The organism is Pseudomonas sp. IT-P258 (assembly GCF_949767825.1).
Taxonomy (GTDB): domain Bacteria; phylum Pseudomonadota; class Gammaproteobacteria; order Pseudomonadales; family Pseudomonadaceae; genus Aquipseudomonas; species Aquipseudomonas monachiensis.
Genome location: NZ_CATKPU010000076.1, coordinates 37077 through 62272, shown reverse-complemented (window position 1 = coordinate 62272; position 25196 = coordinate 37077). Strand labels below are relative to the sequence as shown.

General features: G+C 59.8%; 22 protein-coding genes. 7 read left to right on the top strand and 15 right to left on the bottom strand.

Annotated features, from left to right (window positions below):
* Positions 1-61 precede the first annotated feature (61 nt).
* The 7 genes from sigX to ppsA all read right to left on the bottom strand — a co-directional run bounded on the left by sigX (position 62) and on the right by ppsA (position 7105).
* Positions 62-652 (bottom strand): RNA polymerase sigma factor SigX, encoded by a 591-nt coding sequence (sigX, locus tag ACM6G4_RS22880; RefSeq protein ID WP_015096065.1) that lies wholly within the window; start codon positions 650-652, stop codon positions 62-64.
* A 90-nt stretch (positions 653-742) separates the two neighbouring features.
* Positions 743-1567 carry a mechanosensitive ion channel family protein gene (locus tag ACM6G4_RS22875; RefSeq protein ID WP_008048604.1) on the bottom strand — a complete coding sequence of 275 codons (825 nt, stop codon included), beginning with the start codon at positions 1565-1567 and terminating at the stop codon, positions 743-745.
* Between the two features lie 2 nt (positions 1568-1569).
* Positions 1570-1818: a hypothetical protein gene (locus ACM6G4_RS22870; RefSeq protein ID WP_008048593.1), complete on the bottom strand. Its 249-nt coding sequence runs from the start codon at positions 1816-1818 to the stop codon at positions 1570-1572.
* A gap of 62 nt (positions 1819-1880) precedes the next feature.
* On the bottom strand, positions 1881-2876 hold the full coding sequence (locus ACM6G4_RS22865) for a zinc transporter ZntB (RefSeq protein WP_056721910.1): 996 nt from the start codon (positions 2874-2876) through the stop codon (positions 1881-1883).
* A 26-nt stretch (positions 2877-2902) separates the two neighbouring features.
* Positions 2903-3391: a ribonuclease E activity regulator RraA gene (gene rraA / locus ACM6G4_RS22860; RefSeq protein ID WP_177336456.1), complete on the bottom strand. Its 489-nt coding sequence runs from the start codon at positions 3389-3391 to the stop codon at positions 2903-2905.
* Between the two features lie 140 nt (positions 3392-3531).
* The gene (locus ACM6G4_RS22855; protein ID WP_056721906.1) at positions 3532-4521 is read right to left on the bottom strand and encodes an alpha/beta fold hydrolase; all 990 of its coding nucleotides are present in this window, start codon (positions 4519-4521) and stop codon (positions 3532-3534) included.
* A gap of 208 nt (positions 4522-4729) precedes the next feature.
* Complete coding sequence (gene ppsA, locus ACM6G4_RS22850) at positions 4730-7105, bottom strand: phosphoenolpyruvate synthase (protein ID WP_223542330.1); 2376 nt, start codon at positions 7103-7105, stop codon at positions 4730-4732.
* A gap of 174 nt (positions 7106-7279) precedes the next feature.
* On the opposite strand from ppsA, the gene ACM6G4_RS22845 reads away from it, so the two are divergent.
* Positions 7280-8098, top strand: coding sequence for a pyruvate, water dikinase regulatory protein (locus ACM6G4_RS22845; RefSeq protein WP_056721900.1), 819 nt, complete (start codon positions 7280-7282; stop codon positions 8096-8098).
* Positions 8099-8233: 135 nt separating this feature from the next.
* Here ACM6G4_RS22845 and prpD read toward each other — a convergent pair whose 3' ends face one another.
* The 6 genes from prpD to ACM6G4_RS22815 all read right to left on the bottom strand — a co-directional run bounded on the left by prpD (position 8234) and on the right by ACM6G4_RS22815 (position 16730).
* Entirely contained in the window at positions 8234-9718 is a 1485-nt protein-coding gene (gene prpD / locus ACM6G4_RS22840; protein ID WP_056721898.1) for a 2-methylcitrate dehydratase, read from the bottom strand.
* 190 nt (positions 9719-9908) lie between these two features.
* Entirely contained in the window at positions 9909-11099 is a 1191-nt protein-coding gene (gene prpF / locus ACM6G4_RS22835; protein WP_414914676.1) for a 2-methylaconitate cis-trans isomerase PrpF, read from the bottom strand.
* A 64-nt stretch (positions 11100-11163) separates the two neighbouring features.
* Positions 11164-13758: a Fe/S-dependent 2-methylisocitrate dehydratase AcnD gene (gene acnD / locus ACM6G4_RS22830; RefSeq protein WP_414914675.1), complete on the bottom strand. Its 2595-nt coding sequence runs from the start codon at positions 13756-13758 to the stop codon at positions 11164-11166.
* Positions 13759-13953: 195 nt separating this feature from the next.
* Complete coding sequence (gene prpC, locus ACM6G4_RS22825) at positions 13954-15081, bottom strand: 2-methylcitrate synthase (RefSeq protein WP_320402378.1); 1128 nt, start codon at positions 15079-15081, stop codon at positions 13954-13956.
* Positions 15082-15123: 42 nt separating this feature from the next.
* A complete protein-coding gene (prpB, locus tag ACM6G4_RS22820) occupies positions 15124-16014 on the bottom strand; it encodes a methylisocitrate lyase (protein WP_007971535.1) in 891 nt (296 codons plus the stop codon).
* Positions 16011-16730, bottom strand: a complete 720-nt coding sequence (locus ACM6G4_RS22815; protein WP_056721891.1) for a GntR family transcriptional regulator — start codon at positions 16728-16730, stop codon at positions 16011-16013. Before ACM6G4_RS22815 ends, prpB begins: the two co-directional genes overlap by 4 nt.
* Before the next feature lie 297 nt (positions 16731-17027).
* Between ACM6G4_RS22815 and ACM6G4_RS22810 the strand changes: the two genes are divergently transcribed.
* The 4 genes from ACM6G4_RS22810 to pabB all read left to right on the top strand — a co-directional run bounded on the left by ACM6G4_RS22810 (position 17028) and on the right by pabB (position 21580).
* Positions 17028-17564 carry an ATP-dependent zinc protease gene (locus ACM6G4_RS22810; RefSeq protein ID WP_414914674.1) on the top strand — a complete coding sequence of 179 codons (537 nt, stop codon included), beginning with the start codon at positions 17028-17030 and terminating at the stop codon, positions 17562-17564.
* 5 nt (positions 17565-17569) lie between these two features.
* The gene (locus ACM6G4_RS22805; protein WP_056721888.1) at positions 17570-19105 is read left to right on the top strand and encodes an inactive transglutaminase family protein; all 1536 of its coding nucleotides are present in this window, start codon (positions 17570-17572) and stop codon (positions 19103-19105) included.
* On the top strand, positions 19105-20091 hold the full coding sequence (locus tag ACM6G4_RS22800; protein WP_056721886.1) for an alpha-L-glutamate ligase-like protein: 987 nt from the start codon (positions 19105-19107) through the stop codon (positions 20089-20091). Before ACM6G4_RS22805 ends, ACM6G4_RS22800 begins: the two co-directional genes overlap by 1 nt.
* A gap of 145 nt (positions 20092-20236) precedes the next feature.
* The gene (gene pabB, locus ACM6G4_RS22795; protein WP_414914673.1) at positions 20237-21580 is read left to right on the top strand and encodes an aminodeoxychorismate synthase component I; all 1344 of its coding nucleotides are present in this window, start codon (positions 20237-20239) and stop codon (positions 21578-21580) included.
* A 94-nt stretch (positions 21581-21674) separates the two neighbouring features.
* On the opposite strand, the gene thrH is transcribed toward pabB, so the two are convergent.
* Positions 21675-22283 carry a bifunctional phosphoserine phosphatase/homoserine phosphotransferase ThrH gene (thrH, locus tag ACM6G4_RS22790; RefSeq protein ID WP_056721882.1) on the bottom strand — a complete coding sequence of 203 codons (609 nt, stop codon included), beginning with the start codon at positions 22281-22283 and terminating at the stop codon, positions 21675-21677.
* A 173-nt stretch (positions 22284-22456) separates the two neighbouring features.
* Between thrH and ACM6G4_RS22785 the strand changes: the two genes are divergently transcribed.
* Entirely contained in the window at positions 22457-23197 is a 741-nt protein-coding gene (locus ACM6G4_RS22785) for a phosphoadenylyl-sulfate reductase (protein WP_057715715.1), read from the top strand.
* A gap of 75 nt (positions 23198-23272) precedes the next feature.
* Here the strand turns inward: ACM6G4_RS22785 and ACM6G4_RS22780 are convergent, their stop codons facing one another.
* Positions 23273-24196, bottom strand: a complete 924-nt coding sequence (locus tag ACM6G4_RS22780; protein WP_414914672.1) for a LysR substrate-binding domain-containing protein — start codon at positions 24194-24196, stop codon at positions 23273-23275.
* Between the two features lie 124 nt (positions 24197-24320).
* On the opposite strand from ACM6G4_RS22780, the gene ACM6G4_RS22775 reads away from it, so the two are divergent.
* Positions 24321-25067, top strand: a complete 747-nt coding sequence (locus ACM6G4_RS22775) for a 3-oxoacyl-ACP reductase family protein (protein WP_056721876.1) — start codon at positions 24321-24323, stop codon at positions 25065-25067.
* The last annotated feature ends 129 nt before the right edge of the window (positions 25068-25196 follow it).

Genomic DNA, 25196 nt, shown 5'->3' with positions numbered 1-25196 from the left:
GGGACAACTCGGCGGCAAGTCTAACAGAACTTGCCTACGCGTAAGAGATATTTGCGCTGAACTAAGTTTCAGCAATGCCTGCAAATTTCTCACGCAATTTATCTAGAGCGCGTTTGTACCGCATTTTTGTTGCACTCAAACCCATATGCATGATGTCTGCGATCTCCTGAAACTCCAGCTCTGCGACAAATCGTAGCACCAGAATTTCACGGTCAATCGGGTTCACATACACCAGCCAGCGATCAAGTCCACCTTTTTCCTCAGGTTTCGGCGTCTTTTCTTCGGACGCTTCCTCGAGGGGGTCAAGACTCAATGCGTCCATCAAGCGACGCTTTCGCCGTTCCTTTCGATACTGTGTGATGCACTCGTTGTACGTGATGCTATATAGCCACGTCTTGAACTTCGATTTACCTTCGAAGTTCTTCAGGCCATACAGCACCTTCAACATGACCTCCTGACAGACATCGTCTGCGTCGCGATCGTTCCCAAGATATCGTGCACACACGTTAAATAATGTTCGCTGGTAACGCCGCATCAGTTCTTCATAGGCACGCGTTACGTGAAACAGCTCGGTATGCGAGCGCGCGACCAACTCCTCATCAGAGAGCTCGCGGGGGTCGTAGCGCATGGATAACGATTGGGCTTTATTCAAAACAAGTCGGGCCGACAGTCAGGTCAATGTCCGCCGCAGCCAGCGTGAGCAGGCATTTTGCGGCGGCATACATTAGCAGGGTTTGCCGGGTTAGCGGCTACTCACATGCTGCTCAAGGAGGATCCGATTGGAAAGAGAGACTAGCTCACCCTCATCGGTCAGCAATGTGGTTTTAACCGTGCCGATCTCTTCGATCTGGCCTTCGACCTCGCCAACACGCACTTGTTGCCCAACCTGGTACAGCTCACGCACGTAGATTCCCGCAAGAATCTGGCCGGCAATTTCCCGGCTTCCCAACCCCATGGCCAGCGCTACCGCCAGACCAACGGTTATCAACACAATTACAATCACATGGTTCAGCAGGTCAGTCTTGACCTCCAACTGGCTGATCGCAACCGAAATACTGATTATGATCACCAGGCCCTGGGCAATCCGCCCAAGCCCTGAAGCATAGTCCAGACCCACGCCTTCTGCCGCTCCACGCACCAGACCGTTGGCCAGTTGCGCCAGCAAGACACCTACCAGCAACACCAGCGCCGCGCCAAACACCTTCGGCAAATACAACGCAAGCATGTCCAGCGTAGCTGAAACTCGCTCAAGGCCAAGGGATTCTGCGGCAGAAACCAGAAAAATAAGCAGAACGAACCAATAGACGATCTTGCCGATCAGGGTCGAAATAGGAACTTGCAACCCTGCGCGGGACAGCAACTTGGTCAGGCCGGTGCCACCCATCAAGCGATCAAGGCCCAATTTGGCGAGCAATTTCGACAGCAGGGTGTCGAGCAGCTTGGCCACGACGAAACCCAACAGCAGCACGACCAGTGCGCCGAACAGGTTCGGAATGAAGTTCGCAACCTTGGTCCACAACGCAGTCATTGCAGTGACGAGGCTCTGAGTCCAGAGATCAAGTTCCATATTCAATCAGCCTTATCAGCAGTGCGGGCAGCAGGTTTACGAAGACGGGATACCGGCGCGACATGGGCCGATCCGTTATTGAGGGCGATCATCAGTGCGGGCAACCAGCGCCCCAGCAGACTGAACAAATCACCGGCGCCGACCTGGCGGTTGGCGGTTTTCAGCACACGCCCCAGGCACGCATCGTCGTCCCGGGTAGACGGTGAGGCGTTGAGCATGTCGCGCAAAGACTGTTCAAACGGATCGTGCATACGCACCTCTCGTGATGTCTGTGGGAGACGCGGTCAGAGTTGGTCTGGTCACATGGCTTCCCTCAGACCCAGCGCAAACGTCGGAACAACCACCACTGCCCCAGTGCCACCGAGACCATCATCAGGCAGGCGATCAGAAAACCGTAGGGGCTGGCAGAGAAAGGAATTCCACCGACATTGATCCCCAACAGCCCGGTCAGAAAACTCATCGGCAAAAAGATCCCGGTGATGATCCCGAAGCGGTACATCGTGCGGTTCATACGCACGTTCAAGCGACGGTCCTCAGCCTCCAGGACCAGCCCCACCCGCTCCCGGGTCAATTCCAGCTCTTCAAGATAACGAGTCAGGCTGTTGTTCAATTCGTTCCAGTAATCGCCATCGTCCTCGACGAACCAGGGCAACTTGATCCGCGTCAGTTGACCGAAAATATCCCGCTGCGGAGCAAGAAAGCGCTTCAACGCAGCCGCCCGGCGACGAATCTGCAAAACCGATCCGTGCTCAGGAGTATACCGTTCGTCGGCATCCAGCTTTTCTTCTTCCTCATCGACCACTTCCGAGAGACAGCTGACCAGATCCTGCACCTTGTTGGTGAGGTACTGCGCCATGCAAAGGATGAGTTCGGAGGCAGTTTTCGGCCCCTTGCCCTCGGACAGTTGCACCAACAACTCGTCAGTGGCACGCAACGGACGCAAACGCAGGGAAATGACACGCTGGGCAGAGCCGAAGATCCGCACCGACACCATATCTTCCGGCTCAGCACCGGGGTTCAGATTGACCCCGCGCAAAAATAGCAGCAGTTCGCTGTCGGAAAGCTGTAAAAGTCGCGGACGAGTGTTTTCTTCGAGTAACAGGTCACAGCTGAATTCGCTCAGACCGCTGGATTTGCGTAACCAGGTCCGGGTTTGCGGATGACTGCGATCCCAGTGCAGCCACAGGCTTTCATGGGCCTGCAGCTGCAAGTCATCGAGTTCAGTCCGGGCAATCGAACGCGCGCCGCCTTTACCGTCCAGCACCAGGGCATGCACCAGCCCCCATTGCGCGTTTTCTTCCTCGAACATCCGCACTCCTTTGGTCGACCAGCGCTTTATTCAGGCATTTGCAGCGGGCTGGGCGAGATGATCACGCCGTTGTTGTCCGCATAGATGTAATGGCCCGGGTGAAAAGTCACGCCGGCGAAGGTCACGGCAACGTTGAGATCGCCGAGCCCGCGCCTGTCGGATTTCCTCGGGTGGCTGGCGAGGGCCTGAACGCCCAGATCGGTCTGTGCGATGATATCGACGTCACGGATGCAACCGTAGATCACCAGCCCTTCCCAACCGTTTTTCGCGGCTTTCTCGGCCAGCATGTCACCCAGCAACGCATGACGCAGGGAACCGCCACCGTCTACCACCAGCACTTTGCCATTCCCCTTGAGCTCGACTTGCTCCTTGACCCGCGAGTTGTCTTCGAAGCACTTGATGGTCACGATTTCGCCACCAAAGGAATCACGGCCGCCGAAATTGCTGAACATCGGTTCCAGCACCTGCACCAGTTCCGGATAGGCATCGCACAGGTCAGGCGTGAGGTAATGGATCATCGAGAAACTCCTGTGAAGAGGAAGACAGCACGAACATCGGTGATGGCTCAGTCACGCATTGTGACCGGAACAGCTCAATGCGTCATATCTTAGCCGCAAGCCGACCGGAGCGAAATGCCCTTGTTAGAGCGTCAGGCTCAGATTGCCGCGGCCAAATCCTGTTGCGCGCCCGGCAAAGGTGTCTGCTGATCAGCCAACCAGCGCGTCACCAAAGGCCAGACTTCAGCCTGGGCTGCCTTGCTGACGAGCATTTCCACGTGACCGAAATTGTCGCCGAAGCCCTGCTCGCGCCCCAGGTTGATGAATTGCTTGTGCTCGGAGCCGAACTGCTCGAACAATTTGCGACACGCCCACGCCGGGTCCTGATGATCACCCGCGGCACTGACCGCCAGCACGGGCAACTTGACCTCGGCCAAGCCTGCCCACCAGTCCTTGTCGGCATCACCGAAGCGCCCGAACAGGCCAAACCAGCGCATGCTTTCCAAGGCCAGGCCGATAGGCTCGTCCTCCGGACCGCGCTTGAGCCTTGAGCCGGACAACTGGGCAAAGCGCTTGAGAATGAAGCGACCACTCCACTCCACCGGCGGAATCTTCAATGGCCAGTAAGTGCGGCTGACTTGTGTACCGAAAAACGCCGCCGAAGCCACGACCGGCTCACCGATGTACTCGCCACCCAGCGCTGCGGCCAGTGTAGTACCGCCCAGCGAGTGACCGATCCAGTGCGGCACCTGCCCGTTCTGTTCGCGCACGAACGCGCCAATGGCCGGCAGGTCATAGCGCGCGTAGTCGGCGACACGGTTCTTGCGGTAGTCGTGGTTACGCTGGGACAGGCCGTGACCGCGCATTTCCGGAATCCAGACGTCGAACCCCAGGCGAGCCAGGTAAGCGCCCAATCCCAGGCCCTTGGGAGAGAACCAGAACCGGCGATTGGAAAAGCTGCCATGCAGCAGGATCACCGGCACACCACGGGAGGACGACTCATCGGCCATGCCAAGGCGTGTCACAGCCAGTTCGACAGTGAAGTCGGGGCTGTTACCGGGTTTCAATCGATAGACATCTTCGCTCAGATCACCGCGCCGTTCGGCGCTGATCAGGGCGACAGGAAATAGGTTGCTGCTGCTTTGCATAATCTCTTGCACAAAAAAGGGCGGCATCTAGATGGAGCCCGCCCTGCTTGAATCTCAAAGGCAGCGTTCACCGACCACACTGCCAATCATTGCAGGAGCGAGCCTGCTCGCGATGGTCGCCAACGATAACGCGTTCATGCTGAAAAAACGCGCTGTTCTGCAGTCCATCGCGAGCAGGTCGGAACGCCGCACCGTCGCTCCTACAGGATCAAGCCTGCGCCTGACCCTCTGCCAGGAAGAACCAGGTTTCCAGTACGGAGTCCGGGTTCAACGATACGCTTTCAATGCCCTGCTCCATCAGCCACTTGGCCAGGTCCGGGTGGTCCGAAGGACCCTGACCGCAGATGCCGATGTATTTGCCGGCCTTGTTGCACGCGGCAATGGCATTGGCCAACAGCTTCTTCACCGCCGGATTACGCTCGTCGAACAGGTGGGCGATGATGCCGGAGTCACGGTCCAGGCCCAGGGTCAGCTGGGTCAGGTCGTTGGAACCGATGGAGAAACCGTCGAAGAACTCGAGGAACTCTTCAGCCAGGATGGCGTTGGACGGCAGTTCGCACATCATGATCACACGCAGGCCGTTCTGGCCACGGGCCAGACCGTTTTCCGCCAGCAGATCGACCACCTGGCTCGCTTCACCCAGGGTACGGACGAACGGCACCATGATTTCGACGTTGGTCAGGCCCATCTCGTTGCGCACACGCTTCAGAGCGCGGCATTCGAGCTCGAAGCAGTCGCGGAACGATTCGCTGATGTAACGCGAGGCGCCGCGGAAGCCCAGCATCGGGTTCTCTTCTTCCGGCTCGTACAGTTTGCCGCCGATCAGGTTGGCGTATTCGTTGGACTTGAAGTCCGACAGGCGCACGATGACCTTTTTCGGCCAGAACGCAGCCGCCAGGGTGCTGATGCCTTCAACCAGTTTCTCGACATAGAAGCCGACCGGATCGTCGTAACCGGCGATGCGCTTGTCGACGCTGTCCTTGATGTCCTGCGGCAGGCCGTCGTAGTTCAGCAATGCCTTGGGGTGCACGCCGATCATGCGGTTGATGATGAACTCCAGGCGGGCCAGGCCCACACCGGCGTTCGGCAGCTGCGCGAAGTCGAAGGCGCGGTCCGGGTTGCCGACGTTCATCATGATCTTGAACGGCAGCTCCGGCATGGCGTCCACGGAGTTCTTCTTGATGTCGAAGCCCAATTCGCCTTCGAAGATGAAACCGGTGTCGCCTTCAGCGCAGGAAACGGTCACGCCCTGGCCGTCTTTCAACAGCTGGGTGGCGTTGCCGCAACCCACTACCGCAGGAATACCCAGCTCACGGGCGATGATCGCCGCGTGGCAGGTACGGCCACCACGGTTGGTGACGATCGCGCTGGCGCGCTTCATGACCGGTTCCCAATCCGGGTCGGTCATGTCGGAAACCAGTACGTCGCCTGGCTGGACCTTGTCCATCTCGGACACGTCCTTGATGATGCGGACCTTGCCGGCGCCGATGCGCTGGCCAATGGCACGGCCTTCCACCAGCACGGTACCCGTCTCTTTCAACAGGTAGCGTTCCATGACGTTGGCCTGGGTGCGGCTCTTCACGGTTTCCGGACGGGCCTGCACGATGTACAGCTTGCCGTCGTCACCGTCCTTGGCCCACTCGATGTCCATCGGGCACTTGTAGTGCTTCTCGATGATCATCGCCTGCTTGGCCAACTCGCTGACTTCGGCGTCGGTCAGGCAGAAACGTGCGCGTTCAGCCTTGTCCACGTCGACGGTCTTGACCGAACGACCGGCCTTGGCCTCGTCGCCGTAGATCATCTTGATGGCCTTGCTGCCCAGGTTGCGGCGCAGGATGGCCGGACGACCGGCAGCCAGCGTGCCCTTGTGGACGTAGAACTCATCCGGGTTCACCGCGCCTTGTACGACGGTTTCACCCAGGCCGTAGGCGCCGGTGATGAACACCACGTCACGGAAGCCCGATTCGGTATCGAGGGTGAACATCACGCCGGCGGTGCCGGTTTCGGAGCGGACCATGCGCTGCACGCCAGCGGACAGGGCCACCAGCTTGTGGTCGAAGCCCTGATGCACGCGATAGGAAATGGCACGGTCGTTAAACAGCGAGGCGAACACCTCTTTGGCGGCGCGAATGACGTTTTCGACACCACGGATGTTCAGGAAGGTTTCCTGCTGGCCGGCAAAGGATGCGTCCGGCAAGTCTTCGGCGGTGGCGGAAGAACGCACGGCCACGGCCATCTCAGGGTTGCCGGCGGACAGCGTGGCGAACGCGGTACGGATTTCGGCATTCAATTTTTCAGGGAACTCGGCTTCCATGATCCATTTGCGGATCTGGGCACCGGTCTTGGCCAGGGCATTCACGTCATCGACGTCCAGGGCATCGAGCGCATCGTGAATCTGCTGATTCAGGCCGCTCAGTTCCAGGAAATCACGATAAGCCTGAGCGGTTGTGGCGAAGCCGCCGGGCACCGATACACCGGCACCTGCAAGGTTGCTGATCATCTCGCCCAGGGATGCGTTCTTGCCCCCCACATGCTCTACATCATGGACGCCGAGCTTATCGAGGGAAACTACGTACTCTACCAAGGTGATCTCTCCACTAACTGTGTTGGAAAAGCTCAGAAACCGGCTGCTTAAGTGAGCATTTGCCGGTTATATGGCCTGGACCTGGAAAATAAGTGAGAATGCGGGCCAATGGCGGCCGGCAAATCGCGCCTATCATATCCAAGATTCGTCACTAGCTTAAGGCCCAAGGTGCAAATGAAACGATCTGCTTTCTTTATCTCCGATGGTACCGGCATTACTGCCGAAACCCTGGGTCAAAGCCTTCTGGCGCAGTTCGAAAACATTACCTTCAGCAAAGTCACGCGGCCGTACATCGACAACGTGGACAAAGCGCGGGCCATGGTACAACAAATCAACAAAGCCGCCGAAACCGACGGCTTCCGTCCGATTATCTTCGACACCATCGTCAATCAGGACATTCGTGAGATTCTCGCAACCTCGAATGGTTTCATGATCGACATTTTCTCGACGTTCCTGGCGCCGCTTGAACAGGAACTGACCGAGCATTCTTCCTACACCGTGGGCAAGTCCCACTCCATCGGCGCCAACACCAATTACATGGAGCGTATCGAGGCCGTTAACTTCGCCCTCGATAACGACGACGGCGCCCGCACGCACTATTACGATAAGGCCGACCTGATACTAGTGGGCGTGTCGCGATGCGGTAAGACGCCGACGTGCCTGTACATGGCGATGCAGTTCGGCATCCGCGCAGCCAACTACCCGCTGACCGAAGACGACATGGAACGCCTGCAACTGCCTTCCGCCCTGCGCGCCCACCAGCACAAGCTGTTCGGCCTGACCATCGACCCCGACCGCCTCACCGCGATCCGCAACGAGCGCAAGCCCAACAGCCGCTATTCGAGCTACGCCCAGTGCGAGTTCGAAGTGCGTGAGGTCGAGAACCTGTTCCGCCGCGCAAACATCCCGCACATCAACTCCACGCATTTTTCCGTGGAAGAAATCTCCGCGAAGATTCTCGTGGAGAAAGGTGTGGAGCGGCGGTTCAAGTAGCTCTCCGGCGCCTGATCTACTGCTTTCGCGAGCAAGCCCGCTCCCACATTGGATTTCTGTCATACACAAATTTTGTGTTCACAGCAGATCCCCTGTGGGAGCGGGCTTGCTCGCGAAGAACGATAACGCGGTCTCCTAGATCACAAACAAATCCACAAACCGGTTCACCGCTGTCGCTTCAAGCCTCTGCTGATCCTTGCACAGCGCGAAAATCTCCTCGCTGCGCTGCCCCGCGAATCGTGTCAGCAAGTTCGCCCTGAATTTCTCCTCCAGCAACGGAATACCTTCAGCCCGACGCCGACGATGCCCAATCGGGTATTCCACGACGACGTTTTCCGTGCTCGAACCGTCCTTGAAAAACACCTGCACCGCGTTGGCAATGGAGCGTTTATCGGGCTCCAGATACTCACGGGTGAACCGCGACTCCTCAACAATCACCATTTTGTCGCGCAGCACATCGATGATCGGATGCGCCTTGTGAAAATCATCTTCGTAGTACTCGGCAACCAGATTGCCGAAAGCCAGCGGTACAGCAGTCATGTACTGGATGCAGTGATCGCGATCAGCAGCATTGGCCAGTGGGCCGACCTTGGAAATAATGCGAATCGCTGACTCGTGAGTGGTGATGACGATCCTGTCGATTTCATGCAGGCGATTGCGCACCTGCGGGTGCAGGATCACCGCCGCCTCACAGGCCGTTTGTGCATGGAACTCGGCCGGAAAACTGATCTTGAACAACACGTTTTCCATCACATAACTGCCGTACGGTCGCGAGAAACTGAACGCACGTTTGTCTTCAGGCTTGAGCGCCAGATCATTGTTGTTGTGGCTGAACAATACGTCGTAAAACCCCCACTGCCTGGCACTCAACACACCGGGTATACCCATTTCGCCGCGCATCGCCATGTCCGCCAAACGCACGCCACGACTGGACGCATCCCCCGCCGCCCAGGATTTACGCGAACCGGCATTCGGTGCATGCCGATACGTGCGCAATGCCTGACCGTCAGCAAAGGCGTGAGACAACGCCGACAACAACTGCTCGCGATTGGCCCCCATCAGCTTGGCGGTGACTGCGGCCGAGGCCACTTTCACCAGAATGACGTGATCGAGGCCGACACGGTTGAACGAGTTTTCCAGGGCAATCACGCCTTGAATCTCGTGGGCCATGATCATCGCTTCAAGCACTGTACGCATGGTCAGCGGTGCTACGCCATTCGCCAGGTGCTTTTGTGATAAATGGTCGGCTACCGCGAGAATACCGCCGAGGTTGTCCGACGGATGCCCCCACTCCGCCGCGAGCCATGTGTCGTTGTAGTCGAGCCAGCGCACGATGCAGCCGATGTCCCACGCCGCCTTCACCGGATCGAGTCGATAACTGGTCCCAGGCACCCGGGCGCCAAACGGCACGACAGTGCCTTCTACCACTGGCCCCAAATGCTTGGTGCACTCGGGAAAACGCAGGGCCAGCAGGCCGCAACCCAAGGTATCGATCAGGCAGTTGCGCGCGGTATCCAGCGCCTCAATTGACTCGATCCTGTAGTTGAGGACGTAATCGGCAATGTCCTGCAGGACCTTGTCGTAGTCGGGGCGGTTGTTCAGGTCGACGTTGGCACTCATGTTCGATTCACTCTATGAAGTGGGTCGTTGATGGGACCTCGGCTCAGGAATCTCGGTGTATCACTGCTTTCTTGTTTTGAAATCAGATCAACTGTAGGAGCTGCCGAAGGCTGCGATCTTTTGACTTTGTTTTTTAGAATCAAGATCAAAAGATCGCAGCCTTCGGCAGCTCCTACAGGGTTTGTGTTGGTTAGAAAGAATCACCCGGTACACGAACGTACCCTTCCATCAACACCCGCGCACTGCGGCTCATGATCGCCTTGTTCACGGTCCATTCGCCATTGACCTGGCTGGCCTCGGCGCCGACGCGCAAAGTGCCGGACGGATGGCCGAAGCGCACCGCGTTGCGTTCGATACCGCCTGCCGCGAGGTTAACCAGCGTGCCGGTGATCGCTGCCGCCGTGCCGATTGCCACCGCCGCAGTCCCCATCATCGCGTGGTGCAACTTGCCCATCGACAGCGCACGCACCAGCAGGTCGACATCACCCGCCGCAATGGCTTTGCCACTGGACGATACGTAATCCGCTGGTTTGGCGACGAAGGCCACCTTCGGCGTGTGCTGCCGCTTGGCCGCTTCGTCGACGTTCGAGATCAGGCCCATGCGCAGCGCGCCGTAAGCGCGGATGGTTTCGAACATCAGCAGGGCTTTCGGATCGCCGTTGATGGCGCCTTGCAGCTCAGTGCCTTTGTAGCCGATGTCTTCGGCATTGACGAAAATCGTCGGGATGCCGGCGTTGATCAGGGTCGCCTTGAAGGTGCCGACGCCAGGTACTTCGAGGTCATCCACGAGGTTGCCGGTCGGGAACATCGAACCGCCACCGCCCTCTTCATCCGCTGCCGGATCGAGGAATTCAACCTGTACTTCGGCGGCCGGAAAGGTTACGCCGTCGAGTTCGAAGTCACCGGTTTCCTGCACTTCGCCGTTGGTGATCGGCACGTGGGCGATGATGGTCTTGCTGATGTTGGCCTGCCACACGCGAACCACGGCCACGCCGTTGTGCGGGATGCGGCTGGCATCGACCAGACCGTTGCTGACGGCGAACGAACCGACTGCCGCGGTCAGGTTGCCGCAGTTGCCACTCCAGTCCACGAAAGGCTTGTCGATGGAAACCTGGCCGAACAGGTAATCGACGTCGTGATCAGCCTGGGTGCTTTTCGACAGGATCACGGTTTTGCTGGTGCTGGAGGTCGCGCCGCCCATGCCGTCGATTTGCTTGTCGTACGGATCGGGGCTGCCGATCACGCGCAGCAACAAGGCATCGCGGGCCGGGCCTGGAACCTGGGCCGCTTCAGGCAAATCCTTGAGACTGAAAAACACGCCTTTGCTGGTGCCGCCGCGCATGTAGGTGGCGGGAATTTTGATCTGCGGTGCGTGAGCCATGGTGCTCGTTACTCCTAATCCAGAAACAGACATGGGACTCAAAGTCCCATGCCTGTGCAGCGTTTTAGACGGCAACCGCCGATTCTTCGAGGAAGTCCTGGGCGAAGCGTTGCAACACGCCGCCGGCCTCGTAGATCGACACTTCTTCGGCGGTGTCGAGGCGGCAGGTCACCGGCACATCGACGCGCTCGCCGTTCTTGCGATGGATCACCAGCGTCAGCTCGGCACGCGGGGTGCGCTCACCGATGACGTCGTAGGTTTCACTGCCATCAATCGCCAGGGTATGGCGGTTGGTGCCTGGTTTGAACTCCAGCGGCAACACGCCCATGCCCACCAGGTTGGTGCGGTGAATGCGCTCGAAGCCTTCGGCGGCAATCGCTTCGACACCGGCCAGACGCACGCCTTTTGCTGCCCAGTCGCGGGACGAACCCTGACCGTAGTCGGCACCGGCAATGATGATCAGCGGCTGCTTGCGATCCATGTAGGTCTCGATGGCTTCCCACATGCGCATCACTTTGCCTTCCGGCTCGACGCGGGCCAGCGAACCTTGCTTGACCTTGCCGTCTTCCTGAACCATTTCGTTGAACAGTTTCGGGTTGGCGAAGGTCGCACGCTGCGCGGTCAGGTGGTCACCACGGTGAGTCGCGTAAGAGTTGAAGTCCTCTTCCGGCAGGCCCATTTTCGCCAGGTATTCGCCGGCGGCGCTGTCGAGCATGATGGCGTTGGATGGCGACAGGTGATCGGTGGTGATGTTGTCCGGCAGTACCGCCAGCGGGCGCATGCCCTTGAGCGGACGAGCGCCGGCCAGCGCGCCTTCCCAGTACGGCGGACGGCGGATGTAGGTGCTCATTTCACGCCAGTCGTACAGCGGCGCGACTTTCGGGCCGGTGTCTTCGTGGATGGCGAACATCGGGATGTAGACCTGGCGGAACTGCTCAGGTTTGACCGAGGCCTTCACCACCGAGTCGATTTCTTCGTCGCTCGGCCAGATGTCTTTCAGGCGGATTTCCTTGCCGTCGACCACGCCCAGCACGTCTTTTTCGATGTCGAAACGGATGGTGCCGGCGATGGCGTAAGCGACCACCAGTGGCGGCGAAGCGAGGAACGCTTGCTTGGCGTACGGATGAATCCGGCCGTCGAAGTTACGGTTGCCGGACAACACGGCAGTGGCGTACAGGTCGCGGTCGATGATCTCTTGCTGGATCACCGGGTCCAGTGCGCCGGACATGCCGTTGCAGGTGGTGCAGGCAAAGGCCACGACGCCGAAGCCGAGCTTGTCCAGCTCATCGGTCAGGCCGGCTTCGTCGAGGTACAGCGCGACGGTTTTCGAACCCGGTGCCAGGGACGATTTGACCCATGGCTTGCGGGTCAGGCCGAGCTTGTTGGCGTTGCGCGCCAGCAGGCCGGCGGCGATCACGTTGCGCGGGTTGCTGGTGTTGGTGCAGCTGGTGATGGCGGCAATGATCACCGCGCCATCCGGCATCTGGCCAGGCACGTCTTCCCATTGGCCGGAGATGCCTTTGGCCGCCAGATCCGAAACCGCGACACGGGCGTGCGGGTTGCTTGGGCCAGCCATGTTGCGCACCACCGAGGACAGGTCGAAGGTCAGGCCGCGCTCGTATTGCGCGCCCTTCAGGCTGTCGGCCCACAGGCCTGTGGTCTTGGCGTAGTTCTCGACCAACTGCACCTGCTCGTCTTCACGGCCGGTGAGCTTGAGGTAGTCGATGGTCTGCTGGTCGATGTAGAACATCGCCGCGGTGGCGCCGTATTCCGGAGCCATGTTGGAGATGGTCGCGCGGTCGCCAAGGGTCAACCTTGACGCGCCTTCGCCGAAGAACTCCAGCCATGCGCCAACCACTTTTTGCTTGCGCAGGAATTCGGTCAACGCCAGCACCATGTCGGTGGCGGTGATGCCCGGTTGCAGCTTGCCGGTCAGCTCGACGCCAACGCTTTCTGGCAGACGCATCCACGAGGCGCGGCCGAGCATCACGCTTTCGGCTTCCAGGCCACCGACACCAATGGCGATCACGCCCAGCGCATCGACGTGCGGGGTGTGGCTGTCGGTGCCGACGCAGGTGTCAGGGAACGCCACGCCGTCGCGCACCTGGATCACCGGAGACATTTTCTCCAGGTTGATCTGGTGCATGATGCCGTTGCCTGGCGGGATCACGTCGACGTTCTTGAACGCCTTCTTGGTCCAGTTGATGAAGTGGAAACGGTCTTCGTTTCGACGGTCTTCGATGGCGCGGTTCTTCTCGAACGCTTCCGGATCGAAGCCACCGCGCTCGACGGCCAGGGAGTGGTCGACGATCAGTTGGGTCGGCACCACCGGGTTGACTTGCGCAGGATCGCCGCCTTGCAGGGCGATGGCGTCACGCAGGCCGGCAAGGTCGACCAAAGCGGTCTGGCCGAGAATGTCGTGGCACACCACGCGGGCCGGGAACCACGGGAAGTCGAGGTCGCGCTTGCGCTCGATGAATTGCTTCAGGGATTCGGTGAGCGTGGCCGGGTCGCAGCGACGCACAAGGTTTTCCGCCAGCACACGGGAGGTGTACGGCAGGGTGTCGTAGGCGCCAGGCTGGATCGCCTCGACTGCCGCGCGGACGTCGAAGTAATCCAGGTGGCTGCCGGGCAGCGATTTGCGGAATTCAGTGTTCATCGGTCAGGACTCGGGTCACGGTAGTTTCAAAAGGTGGGCCTGGCACAGTTCCTGAGCTGACTTCGATCGCCTGTAGGAGCTGCCGCAGGCTGCGATCTTTTGATCTTCAAAAAGCAATATCAAAAGATCGCAGCCTGCGGCAGCTCCTACAGGGTCACCGGTTCATTCAGTGACCTGTGCAGGCATTCCCACCATTCAGCGTTGTTCGATTGGTACGAACTTGCGCTGTTCAACGCCGGTGTACTCGGCGCTTGGACGGATGATGCGGTTGTTGGCTCGTTGTTCGTACACGTGTGCGGCCCAGCCGGTCAGGCGCGAGCAGACGAAGATCGGTGTGAACAACTTGGTCGGGATGCCCATGAAGTGGTACGCCGAGGCATGGTAGAAGTCGGCGTTCGGGAACAGTTTCTTCTGCTCCCACATGGTCTTGTCGATGGCCTCGGACACCGGGAACAACACCTTGTCGCCCACTTCGTCAGCGAGTTTTTTCGACCAGCCCTTGATCACTTCGTTGCGCGGATCGTTGTCCTTATAGATCGCGTGGCCGAAGCCCATGATCTTGTCCTTGCGCTCGAGCATGCCGAGGGTGCCCTTGATCGCGTCTTCCGGCGACGAGAAGCGCTCGATCATTTCCATCGCCGCTTCGTTGGCGCCGCCGTGCAGCGGACCGCGCAGCGAGCCGATGGCCGCGGTGATGCAAGAGTAAAGATCGGACAGGGTCGATGCGCAAACACGCGCGGTGAAGGTCGACGCGTTGAATTCGTGCTCTGCGTAGAGGATCAGTGAAACGTTCATCACCTTGACGTGCAGTTCACTCGGCTTCTTGCCGTGCAGCAGGTGCAGGAAGTGGCCGCCGATGGACTGCTCGTCGCTCACGCAATCGATGCGCTTGCCTTCGTGGCTGAAGCGGTACCAGTAGGTCATGATCGCCGGGAACGCGGCCAGCAGGCGGTCAGTCTTGTCGTGTTGCTCGGAGAAGTCGTTCTCCGGCTCCAGGTTGCCCAGGAACGAGCAACCGGTGCGCATCACGTCCATCGGGTGGGCGTCGGCGGGGATGCGCTCCAGCACTTCCTTGAGCGCCTGCGGCAGGTCACGCAGCTTGCTCAGCTTGGTGATGTAGGCGTTCAGTTGCGCCTTGCTCGGCAGTTCGCCGTACAGCAGCAGGTAGGCCACTTCTTCGAACTGTGCGTCAGCCGCCAGTTCACGAACGTCATAACCACGATAGGTCAGACCGGCACCCGACTGGCCCACGGTGGACAGTGCGGTTTGCCCGGCAACCTGGCCACGGAGCCCGGCGCCACTGAGTACTTTTGCTTCGGCCATTTCTGCCTCCAGTTTCTTGAATTTATTAGGGAGTTATTCGACTTACTTCTTCGCGGCGAACAACGCATCGAGCTTCTGCTCGAAGGTGTGGTAATCGATGCGATCGTAAAGCTCCATGCGCGTCTGCATGGTGTCGATGACATTCGCCTGCGTGCCATCGCGGCGCAGCGCGGTGTAGACGTTTTCCGCGGCCTTGTTCATGGCGCGGAAGGCCGACAGCGGGTACAGCACCAGCGACACGTCGACAGCGGCGAGTTGCTCAGTGGTGTACAGCGGCGTCGCGCCGAATTCGGTGATGTTGGCCAGGATTGGCGCTTTCACGCGGCTGGCGAACAGCTTGTACATGTCCAGTTCGGTGATGGCTTCCGGGAAAATCATGTCGGCGCCGGCTTCGATGCAGGCAGCGGCGCGATCCAGGGCAGATTCCAGGCCTTCCACCGCCAGGGCGTCGGTACGGGCCATGATCACGAAGCTGTCGTCGGTACGGGCATCGACCGCCGCCTTGATGCGATCGACCATTTCCTGCTGGGTCACGATCTCTTTATTAGGACGGTGGCCGCAACGCTTGGCGCCGACCTGGTCCTCGATGTGAATCGCCGCCGCGCCGAACTTGATCATCGACTTCACGGTACGGGCCACGTTGAAGGCCGAGGAACCGAAACCGGTGTCCACGTCCACCAGCAGCGGCAGGTCGCAGACGTCGGTGATGCGGCGCACGTCGGTCAGCACGTCATCCAGACCGGTGATGCCCAGGTCCGGCAGGCCGAGGGAGCCGGCAGCCACCCCGCCACCCGACAGGTAGATCGCCTTGAAACCGGCGCGCTTGGCCAGCAGCGCGTGGTTGGCGTTGATCGCGCCGACCACTTGCAATGGATGCTCGCTGGCGACCGCATCGCGGAAACGCTGGCCTGGAGTGCTCTTGTTCAAACTCATGACTCACCTCGTTTGGCTGTCGGGTTGGCGCCGTCCTGGTAATGACGGGCGATGTTGCGTTTGGAGGCGCCGATGTGACGGCGCATCAACAACTCGGCCAGTTCACCGTCACGGTCGGCGATGGCGTCGAGAATTCGGTGGTGCTCGGCGAACGCCTGGTGTGGGCGATTGGGCGTGCTGGAAAACTTCATGCGGTACATACGCACCAGTTGATACAGTTCGCCGCAGAGCATTTGCGTCAGGGTGCGGTTACCGCTGCCCTGGATAATCCGGTAGTGGAAGTCGAAATCGCCTTCCTGCTGGTAGTAGCCTCTCCCGGCCTGAAACGCCTCATCGCGCTCGTGGGTTTCCAGGACCCGACGCAGTTCGTCGATTTCTTCGAGACTCATGCGCTCGGCGGCCAGGCGGCAGGCCATGCCTTCCAGGGATTCGCGGATTTCGTATAGCTCAATCAGTTCGGCGTGGTTGAGCGACACCACCCGTGCGCCGACATGCGGCACGCGAACCAGCAGGCGCTGGCCTTCCAGACGGTGGATGGCCTCGCGCAACGGGCCACGGCTGATGCCGTAGGTACGCGCCAGTTCCGGTTCGGAAATTTTGCTGCCCGGCGCGATATCGCCTTTGACGATAGCCGCCTGAATGCGTCGGAAGACGTTCTCGGAAAGCGTCTCCGTATCGTCTTGCGTAGAAACCGGGGGATCGAGTTGATCCAGCATATTGTCGACACCTTGAAAGCCAATGCCGTAAAAACTAACGAATACAGGCGAATCAGTCAAAGGATAAATAGATATTGTCGACAATCTTCTGATAACCGGTTGCACCACAACGAAGCAACCCGTCTATTTATAGCCACCGGCCAGCGCTGGCGCCACCAAACCACCGTGCTAGAATGCCGCCCGCATTTGTTTGTCACATCTGCACTGCCTGTCATAAAACCCTGCCAGGCATACGAGGGAGCTTGCGCAGCGATGCCAGGGCCTTGAATCAAGTCGGACCGCTGCGCACCAGGATTTATGAGACTCAAGCCCTTCCCAAGCTTCCTTTATTTACTTTGCCTGCCCGGCTTCGCAATGGGCGGGGAAAAGACCGTGTATGGCCTCAATGAGTACGCATCGCTCAATGGCATCGACCTGGAAGTGGCGGCCAAACTCGACACCGGGGCGAAAACCGCTTCCCTGAGCGCCCGGGACATCAAACGTTTCAAACGCAATGGCGAATCATGGGTGCGCTTTTACCTGGCCATCGACGCCGCCCATTCGCACCCGATCGAACGCCCGCTGGCCCGTGTCAGCAAGATCAAGCGCCGGGCCGGCGACTACGACCCGGAGGAAGGCAAGAAGTACACCGCCCGCCCGGTGATCGAACTGGATATCTGCATGGGCTCGGCCCTGCGCAGCATCGAAGTGAACCTGACCGACCGCAGCGCTTTCCAATACCCGCTACTGATTGGCTCCGAAGCGCTCAAGCGCTTCGATGCACTGGTCGACCCCAGCCTTAAATATGCTGCCGGCAAACCTGCCTGCACCACCGACGCTCATACCGCCGAGTAATTCAAATGCGCTCTCTTACCCTTCACCTGAAACTGCTGATCGCCATCCTGGTGGTGCTGGGCATTTCAGTTACGGCCTATCAGATCTTCGTGCTGGGCATCCCGGTGACCGAAGACGCCACCGACGACCTGTGGAACATCGACGCCAAGGTCGAGTTCGTCGCCAGCGCCAAGGACCCGGTCAAGATCCAGATGTTCGTGCCTCCGCTGAGCCGCGACTTCGTGAGCCTCAACGAGAGCTTCATCTCCAACAACTACGGCGTGGCGGTGAACCGGGTCGATGGCAACCGCAAGGTCACCTGGTCGGCACGCCGGGCCAAAGGCAACCAGACGCTGTATTACCGCCTGGTGCTGACCAAGCGTTATTCCGGTGAAAAAGCCAAGATCAAAGGCCCGACCTTTCGCGACAGCATGACCATCGAAGGCCCGGAAAAAATCGCCGCCGAAGCCCTGCTCGCACCGATTCGCCAGCACTCGGCCGACGTCGAAACCTTCGTCGGCGAAGCCATCAAGCGCGTCAACAACCCCAACGACGACAACGTGAAACTGCTGCTGGCCGGTGATCCTTCCGCTGCGCACAAGGCAAAAATCGTCGAGTTGCTGCTGTCCATCGCCCACGTGCCAATCGAGAAGGTCCACACCATCCGCCTGGTGGCCGACCAGCCGCAAATGCCGGAACTGTGGCTGCGCAGCTTCAACGGCACCGACTGGCTGTACTTCAACCCGGAAACCGGTGAACAGGGCCTGCCGACCGACCGCCTGCTGTGGTGGAGCGGCGACGAAAACCTGATCACCGTCGATGGCGGCAAGAAAGCCAACGTGACCTTCAGCCTGAACAACAGCGAAATGAACGCCATTCGCCTGGCCAAGCTGACCGACGAAAACACCGACGCCAACTTCCTCGAGTACTCGCTGTACGGCCTGCCACTGCAAACCCAGCAGACCTTCATGATCATGGTGATGATCCCGATCGGCGTGCTGGTGATCCTGATCCTGCGCAACCTGATCGGCATCCAGACCCTGGGCACCTTCACCCCGGTGCTGATCGCCCTGGCCTTCCGCGAAACCCAGCTCGGCTTCGGTATCATGCTGTTTACCATCATCACGGCGCTGGGCCTGTCGCTGCGCTCCTACCTCGAACACCTGAAACTGCAAATGCTGCCCAGGTTGTCGGTGGTGCTGACGTTCGTGGTGGTGCTGATTGCGGCCATCAGCCTGTTCAGCCATAAACTCGGCCTGGAACGCGGCTTGTCGGTGGCGCTGTTCCCGATGGTGATCCTGACCATGACCATCGAACGCCTGTCGATCACCTGGGAAGAACGCGGCGGTGGCCATGCCATGAAAGTGGCGATCGGCACCCTGTTCGCCGCATCCCTGGCGCACCTGATCATGACCGTGCCGGAACTGGTGTACTTCGTGTTCACTTTCCCGGCGATCCTGCTGATCCTGGTGGGCTTCATGCTGGCCATGGGTCGTTATCGCGGTTATCGCCTGACTGAACTCGTGCGTTTCAAGGCCTTCCTGAAAAAGGCTGACGCCTGATGTTCGGCCTCTGGAAGACCTGGAAGGCCCTGGAAGCCCGGGGCATCATGGGGATCAATCGGCGCAACGCAGACTACGTGCTCAAGTACAACAAGCGCAGCCTGTACCCGATCGTCGATGACAAGATCATCACCAAGGAACGCGCCATCGCCGCCGGCATTCATGTGCCGGAACTCTATGGGGTGATTTCCACCGAGAAGGAAATCGACAATCTCGAAGAGATCATCGGCGCACGCAGTGACTTCGTGATCAAGCCGGCCCAGGGCGCTGGCGGTGATGGCATCCTGGTGATCGCCGACCGCTTTGAAGGGCGTTATCGCACGGTGTCCGGCCGGATCATCAGCCATGAGGAAATCGAGCACCAGGTTTCCAGCATCCTGACCGGCCTGTACTCCCTGGGCGGTCACCGCGACCGGGCGCTGATCGAATACCGGGTGATTCCGGATCAGATCTTCAAGAGCATCAGCTATGAAGGCGTGCCGGACATCCGCATCATTGTGTTGATGGGCTACCCGGTGATGGCCATGTTGCGCCTGCCGACGCGCCAGTCCAACGGCAAGGCCAACCTGCACCAGGGCGCCATCGGTGTCGGCGTGGACCTGGCCACCGGCCTGACCCTGCGCGGCACCTGGCTGAACAACATCATCAACAAACACCCGGACACCACGAACGCAGTAGATGGCGTGCAACTGCCCTACTGGGACGGTTTCATGAAACTCGCCGCTGGCTGCCATGAGTTGTGCGGCCTGGGCTACATCGGTGTCGACATGGTCCTGGACCAGGAAAAAGGCCCGCTGATTCTGGAGCTCAACGCCCGGCCGGGGCTGAATATCCAGATTGCCAATGACTGCGGCCTGACGCTGCGTACGCATGCGGTCGAGGCGCGGCTGGAAGACCTGAAGGCCCGTGGCGTGACCGAAACGGTCGAAGAACGCGTGGCGTTTGTGCAGGAGATGTTTGGGCATATTCCCGCGGTCGAAGGCTGATCCCTGTGGCGAGGGAGCAAGCTCCCTCGCCACAGAGTTACATTTCGGCCGTTACCAATATGCCTCTTTCCGACATCCCTCTAGGACCAAATCCTACAGAGGTCTACAATCGCCACCCCGCCTCGATGGCTGACTTCCCCCGCCCATGTTGACCTGCTCCGTACACCCGCTGCCCTATCGCGCCAACCCCGCCGAATATTTCGCGGCGATTCGCCATGCCCCTGGCGCCGTCCTGCTCGACAGTGGCCGCCCCAGCGCCGACCGCGGTCGCTATGACCTGCTCAGCGCCTGGCCACTGGAACAACTGACGGTATCGCCCGACGAAAGTGGCGACGCTTTCCTGCAACGCCTGCGCGATAACCTGACACGCCTGGGCGAAGCCACTCTGCCAGCACCTTACGAGTTGCCGTTTGCCGGTGGATTGATCGGCTACCTGAGTTACGACTTCGGCCGACATCTGGAGCGCCTGCCGAGCCAGGCCCGTGACGACCTGCAACTGCCTGACGCGCGTTTCGGTTTGTACGGCTGGGCATTGATCAGCGACCACCTGTCGCTGACCAGTCAATTGGTGTTCCACCCGACCCTGCCCGACAGCGAGTGTCAGCGCCTGATCGAGCTGTTCAACCAGCCTGCACCGCAAGAGGTCGCGCCCTTCAAACTGCTCACCCCGATGACTGCCGACTTGAGCGCCGATGAGTATCAACAGGCCATCGAGCACATCCAGCAGTACATTCAGGCCGGCGACTGTTACCAGGTCAATTTCGCCCAACGGTTTCGCGCACCCTGCCAGGGTGATTCGTGGGCCGCTTACTGCGCGCTGCGCGCTGCTTGCCCGACGCCGTTTTCCGGCTTCCAGAGCTTGCCTGATGGCAATGCCGTACTCAGCCTGTCGCCGGAGCGCTTCGTCAAAATCAGCCAGGGCCACGTGGAAACCCGCCCGATCAAGGGCACTCGCCCGCGGGGCCTGACGCCCGGGCAAGATGCCGCGAACGCCGCCGAATTGCTGGCCAGCCCCAAGGACCGCGCGGAAAACCTGATGATTGTCGATCTGCTGCGCAATGACCTCGGTCGCACCTGCCGCACCGGCTCGGTACGGGTGCCGGAACTGTTCAGCCTGGAAAGCTATCCGAACGTGCATCACCTGGTGAGCAGCGTCACCGGTGAACTGGCGGATGAGCGCGACGCTCTGGACCTGATCGCCGGCAGCTTCCCTGGCGGCTCGATTACCGGCGCGCCAAAGATTCGCGCCATGCAGATCATCGACGAACTTGAGCCGACCCGGCGCGGACTGTATTGCGGTTCGTTGTTGTATCTCGATGTGCGCGGCGAGATGGACAGCTCCATCGCCATCCGCAGTTTGCTGGTCAAGGACGGGCAGGTGTGTTGCTGGGGCGGTGGCGGGATTGTCGCGGACTCAGAGTGGCAGGCTGAGTATCAGGAGTCGATCACCAAGGTGAAGGTGTTGCTCGAAACTCTGCAGAACCTCTGAAACCCTACCCCTGTAGGAGCTGTCGAGTGAAACGAGGCTGCGATCTTTCGATTTTTTAAGATCAAGATCAAAAGATCGCAGCCTGCGGCAGCTCCTACAAGCGATTCGAAGCCTTGATGAACTCCTGCTTCAGCGCTTCGAACGTATGCACCGCCGGGAACTGCGGGAACTGTGCAATCACGTTGTCCGGCGCATGGAACAGAATCCCGGCATCGGCCTCGCCCAGCATGGTGGTGTCGTTGTAGGAATCCCCCGCCGCGATAACCCGGTAGTAGAGGCTCTTGAAGGCCAGGACCGACTGACGCTTGGGATCTTTTTGACGCAGTTGATAGTCAGTGACTCGCCCGGTGTCGTCAGTAATCAGGCGATGGCAGAGCAAGGTCGGGAAGCCCAGTTGGCGCATCAGCGGCTGGGAGAACTCATAGAAGGTGTCCGACAGGATCACCACCTGGAAGCGCTCGCGCAGCCAGTCGACGAACTCGATGGCGCCGTCCAGCGGCTTGAGCGTGGCGATCACTTCCTGGATGTCGGAGAGCTTCAGACCGTGCTCGTCGAGAATCCGCAGGCGCTGCTTCATCAGCACGTCGTAGTCGGGAATGTCCCGGGTGGTGGCCCTGAGGGATTCGATCCCGGTTTTTTCGGCGAAGGCGATCCAGATTTCCGGAACCAGCACACCTTCAAGATCCAGACAGGCAATTTCCACAAGACACTCCCATTTGTATTGATTATTGAGTCGAGCGAGCAAAAAGATTGCCGAACTCTAGCGACTCGGGCCTGCCTGCGCAACGCAGAGGATGCCCCGGCCCGCGCAGCTTTTTGTTACCATCGACCCCATATAGAGCGCCCAGCGCCACTGACCTGTAGGAAGCCGCCCTGATGAGCCCAACGTTCGACGTCGTGGAACTCGCCACGACCTATGCCAACAAGTCCGCCCAGGACATTCTGAAACTCGCATTTGCCGAGTTCGGCGATGACCTGTGGATATCTTTCAGCGGCGCCGAGGATGTGGTGCTGGTGGACATGGCCTGGAAGCTGAACAAGAACGTCAAGGTGTTCAGCCTCGACACCGGCCGCCTGCACCCCGAGACCTACCGCTTCATCGATCAGGTGCGCGAGCACTACAAGATCGACATCGAACTGGTGTCGCCGGACTACACGAAACTTGAACCCTTCGTGAAGGAGAAAGGCCTGTTCAGTTTCTATAAGGATGGCCATGGTGAATGCTGCGGCATCCGCAAGATCGAACCGCTGCGCCGCAAGCTGTCCGGCGTGACGGCCTGGGCCACCGGCCAGCGTCGGGATCAGAGCCCCGGTACTCGCAGCGCCGTCGCGGTGATGGAAATCGACACCGCGTTCTCCACACCGGAACGCACCCTGTACAAGTTCAACCCGCTGGCACAAATGACCAGCGAAGAGATCTGGGGCTACATCCGCATGCTGGAACTGCCGTACAACAGCCTGCACGAACGCGGTTTCATCAGCATCGGCTGCGAACCCTGCACCCGCCCGGTACTGCCGAACCAGCATGAGCGCGAAGGCCGCTGGTGGTGGGAGGAAGCGACGCAGAAGGAATGCGGGCTGCATGCGGGGAATATCATCAGCAAGTCAAAAGCCTGATCCCAAGCCTTGTGAAATCCCCCTCTGTGGGAGCGAGCCTGCTCGCGATGGCCGCTCCCCGGTTTCAAGACTGGCTCAAACAGCACTAAACCTCTGCCCCAACCCCCGCTCGGCAAACTGCTCAATGACGAATTCGACAAACGCCCGGGTCTTGCCGGGCAGCAGTTTGTGTTCGGCGTAATAGATGGAGGTGTAGCCGTCGTCGATGTACCAGTCCGGCAACACCCGCTGCAACCTGCCCGACTCCAGATAGCCCGCGGCAAACGGCATGCTCACCAGCGCAATGCCCAGACCCTGCGCGGCCGTGGCGCAGGCGGCCTCGGAATCGCTCATGGTCATCCGCGCCTTGAGCGTCAACGGACTGTGTTGCTGATTGCGATGGGTCAACTGCCAGGAGCGCACTCGACCGGTTTGCGGCGAACGAATCAGAATCCCGTCATGGTGCTTGAGGTCATCTGGCTCGCTGATCGCCGCATGTGTCGCCAGGTAGTCCTGCGTAGCCACCAACACCCGATGCGCCGGACTCAGTCGGCGTGCAACCACGCCCTGGGGTAATTCGAAGCCACCGCCGATTGCCGCGTCGAAACCCTGCCCGATCAGATCGACCTGGCGATTGTCGAAGTGCCAGTCCGGGTTGATCGCCGGGAATCGTCGCAGAAACTCGCCGAGCATCGGCACAATGTACAGGCAGCCGAATACCGTCCCCATGCTGACTTTCAGGGTGCCCGCCGGCTGCCCTCCGGCGCTGGCGAGATTGGCCACGGCATTCTGGATCGTGTGCAGGCTGCCGCTGACTTCACCAAGAAACAACTGACCGGCTTCCGTCAGGGTCAGGCTGCGAGTACTGCGCTGGAACAATCTGACACCCAGGCGCGCCTCGAGTTTGGCAACGCTCTTGCCCACCGCCGCCGGTGTCAGGCTCAAGCGACGCGCCGCTTCAGCAAAGCTGCCGACCTCGGCACTGCGCACAAAGCATTCGATACTGCTGAAGGTTTCCATAGGCGCCACTATAAACTTTTGGTTTATACAGACTATCGCAATTATGGTCTACACAGCAGGTAATCCTGAATCGATACTAGGCTCCATCAACCGGGACATCTCGCCTCGGGATTTGGAGATCGACATGACTACTCAGAACCTCAGCGGCAAAGTGGCATTGATTCAAGGTGGTTCCCGCGGTATCGGCGCCGCCATCGTCAAGCGCCTGGCCGCTGAAGGCGCGACCGTTGCCTTCACTTATGTCAGTTCCACGGCCAAGGCCGAAGAACTGCAAGACAGCATCACCACCAAGGGCGGCAAGGCCCTGGCCATCAAGGCCGACAGCGCCGACGCCGACGCCATCCGCGGTGCCGTGTCCGCCACGGTAGAAGCCTTCGGTCGCCTGGATATCCTGGTCAACAATGCCGGCGTACTGGCGGTAGCACCACTGGCCGAGTTCAAACTCGAAGACTTCGACCAGACCCTGGCCATCAACGTGCGCAGCGTGTTCATCGCCACCCAGGCCGCCGCCCGGCACATGACCGAGGGTGGTCGCATCATCAACATCGGCAGCACCAACGCCGACCGCATGCCCTTCGCCGGTGGCGGCCCGTACGCCATGAGCAAATCGGCACTGGTCGGCCTGACCAAAGGCCTGGCCCGTGATCTCGGCCCGCAAGGTATCACCATCAATAACGTCCAACCGGGCCCGGTCGACACCGACATGAACCCGGCCGAGGGTGACTTTGCGGAAAGCCTGATCCCGTTGATGGCCGTGGGCCGTTACGGCAAGGCCGAAGAGATTGCCAGCTTCGTCGCCTACCTCGTCAGCCCTGAAGCCGGTTACATCACCGGGGCCAGCCTGACCATCGACGGTGGTTTCGGCGCCTGAAGCGTTAAACGCAAACCCAATGTGGGAGCGGCGGTGCGGCGATCCGACTTGCTCGCGAAAGCGGTGAATCAGACGACATCAATATTGCCTGGCACACCGCCTTCGCGAGCAAGCCCGCTCCCACATTTG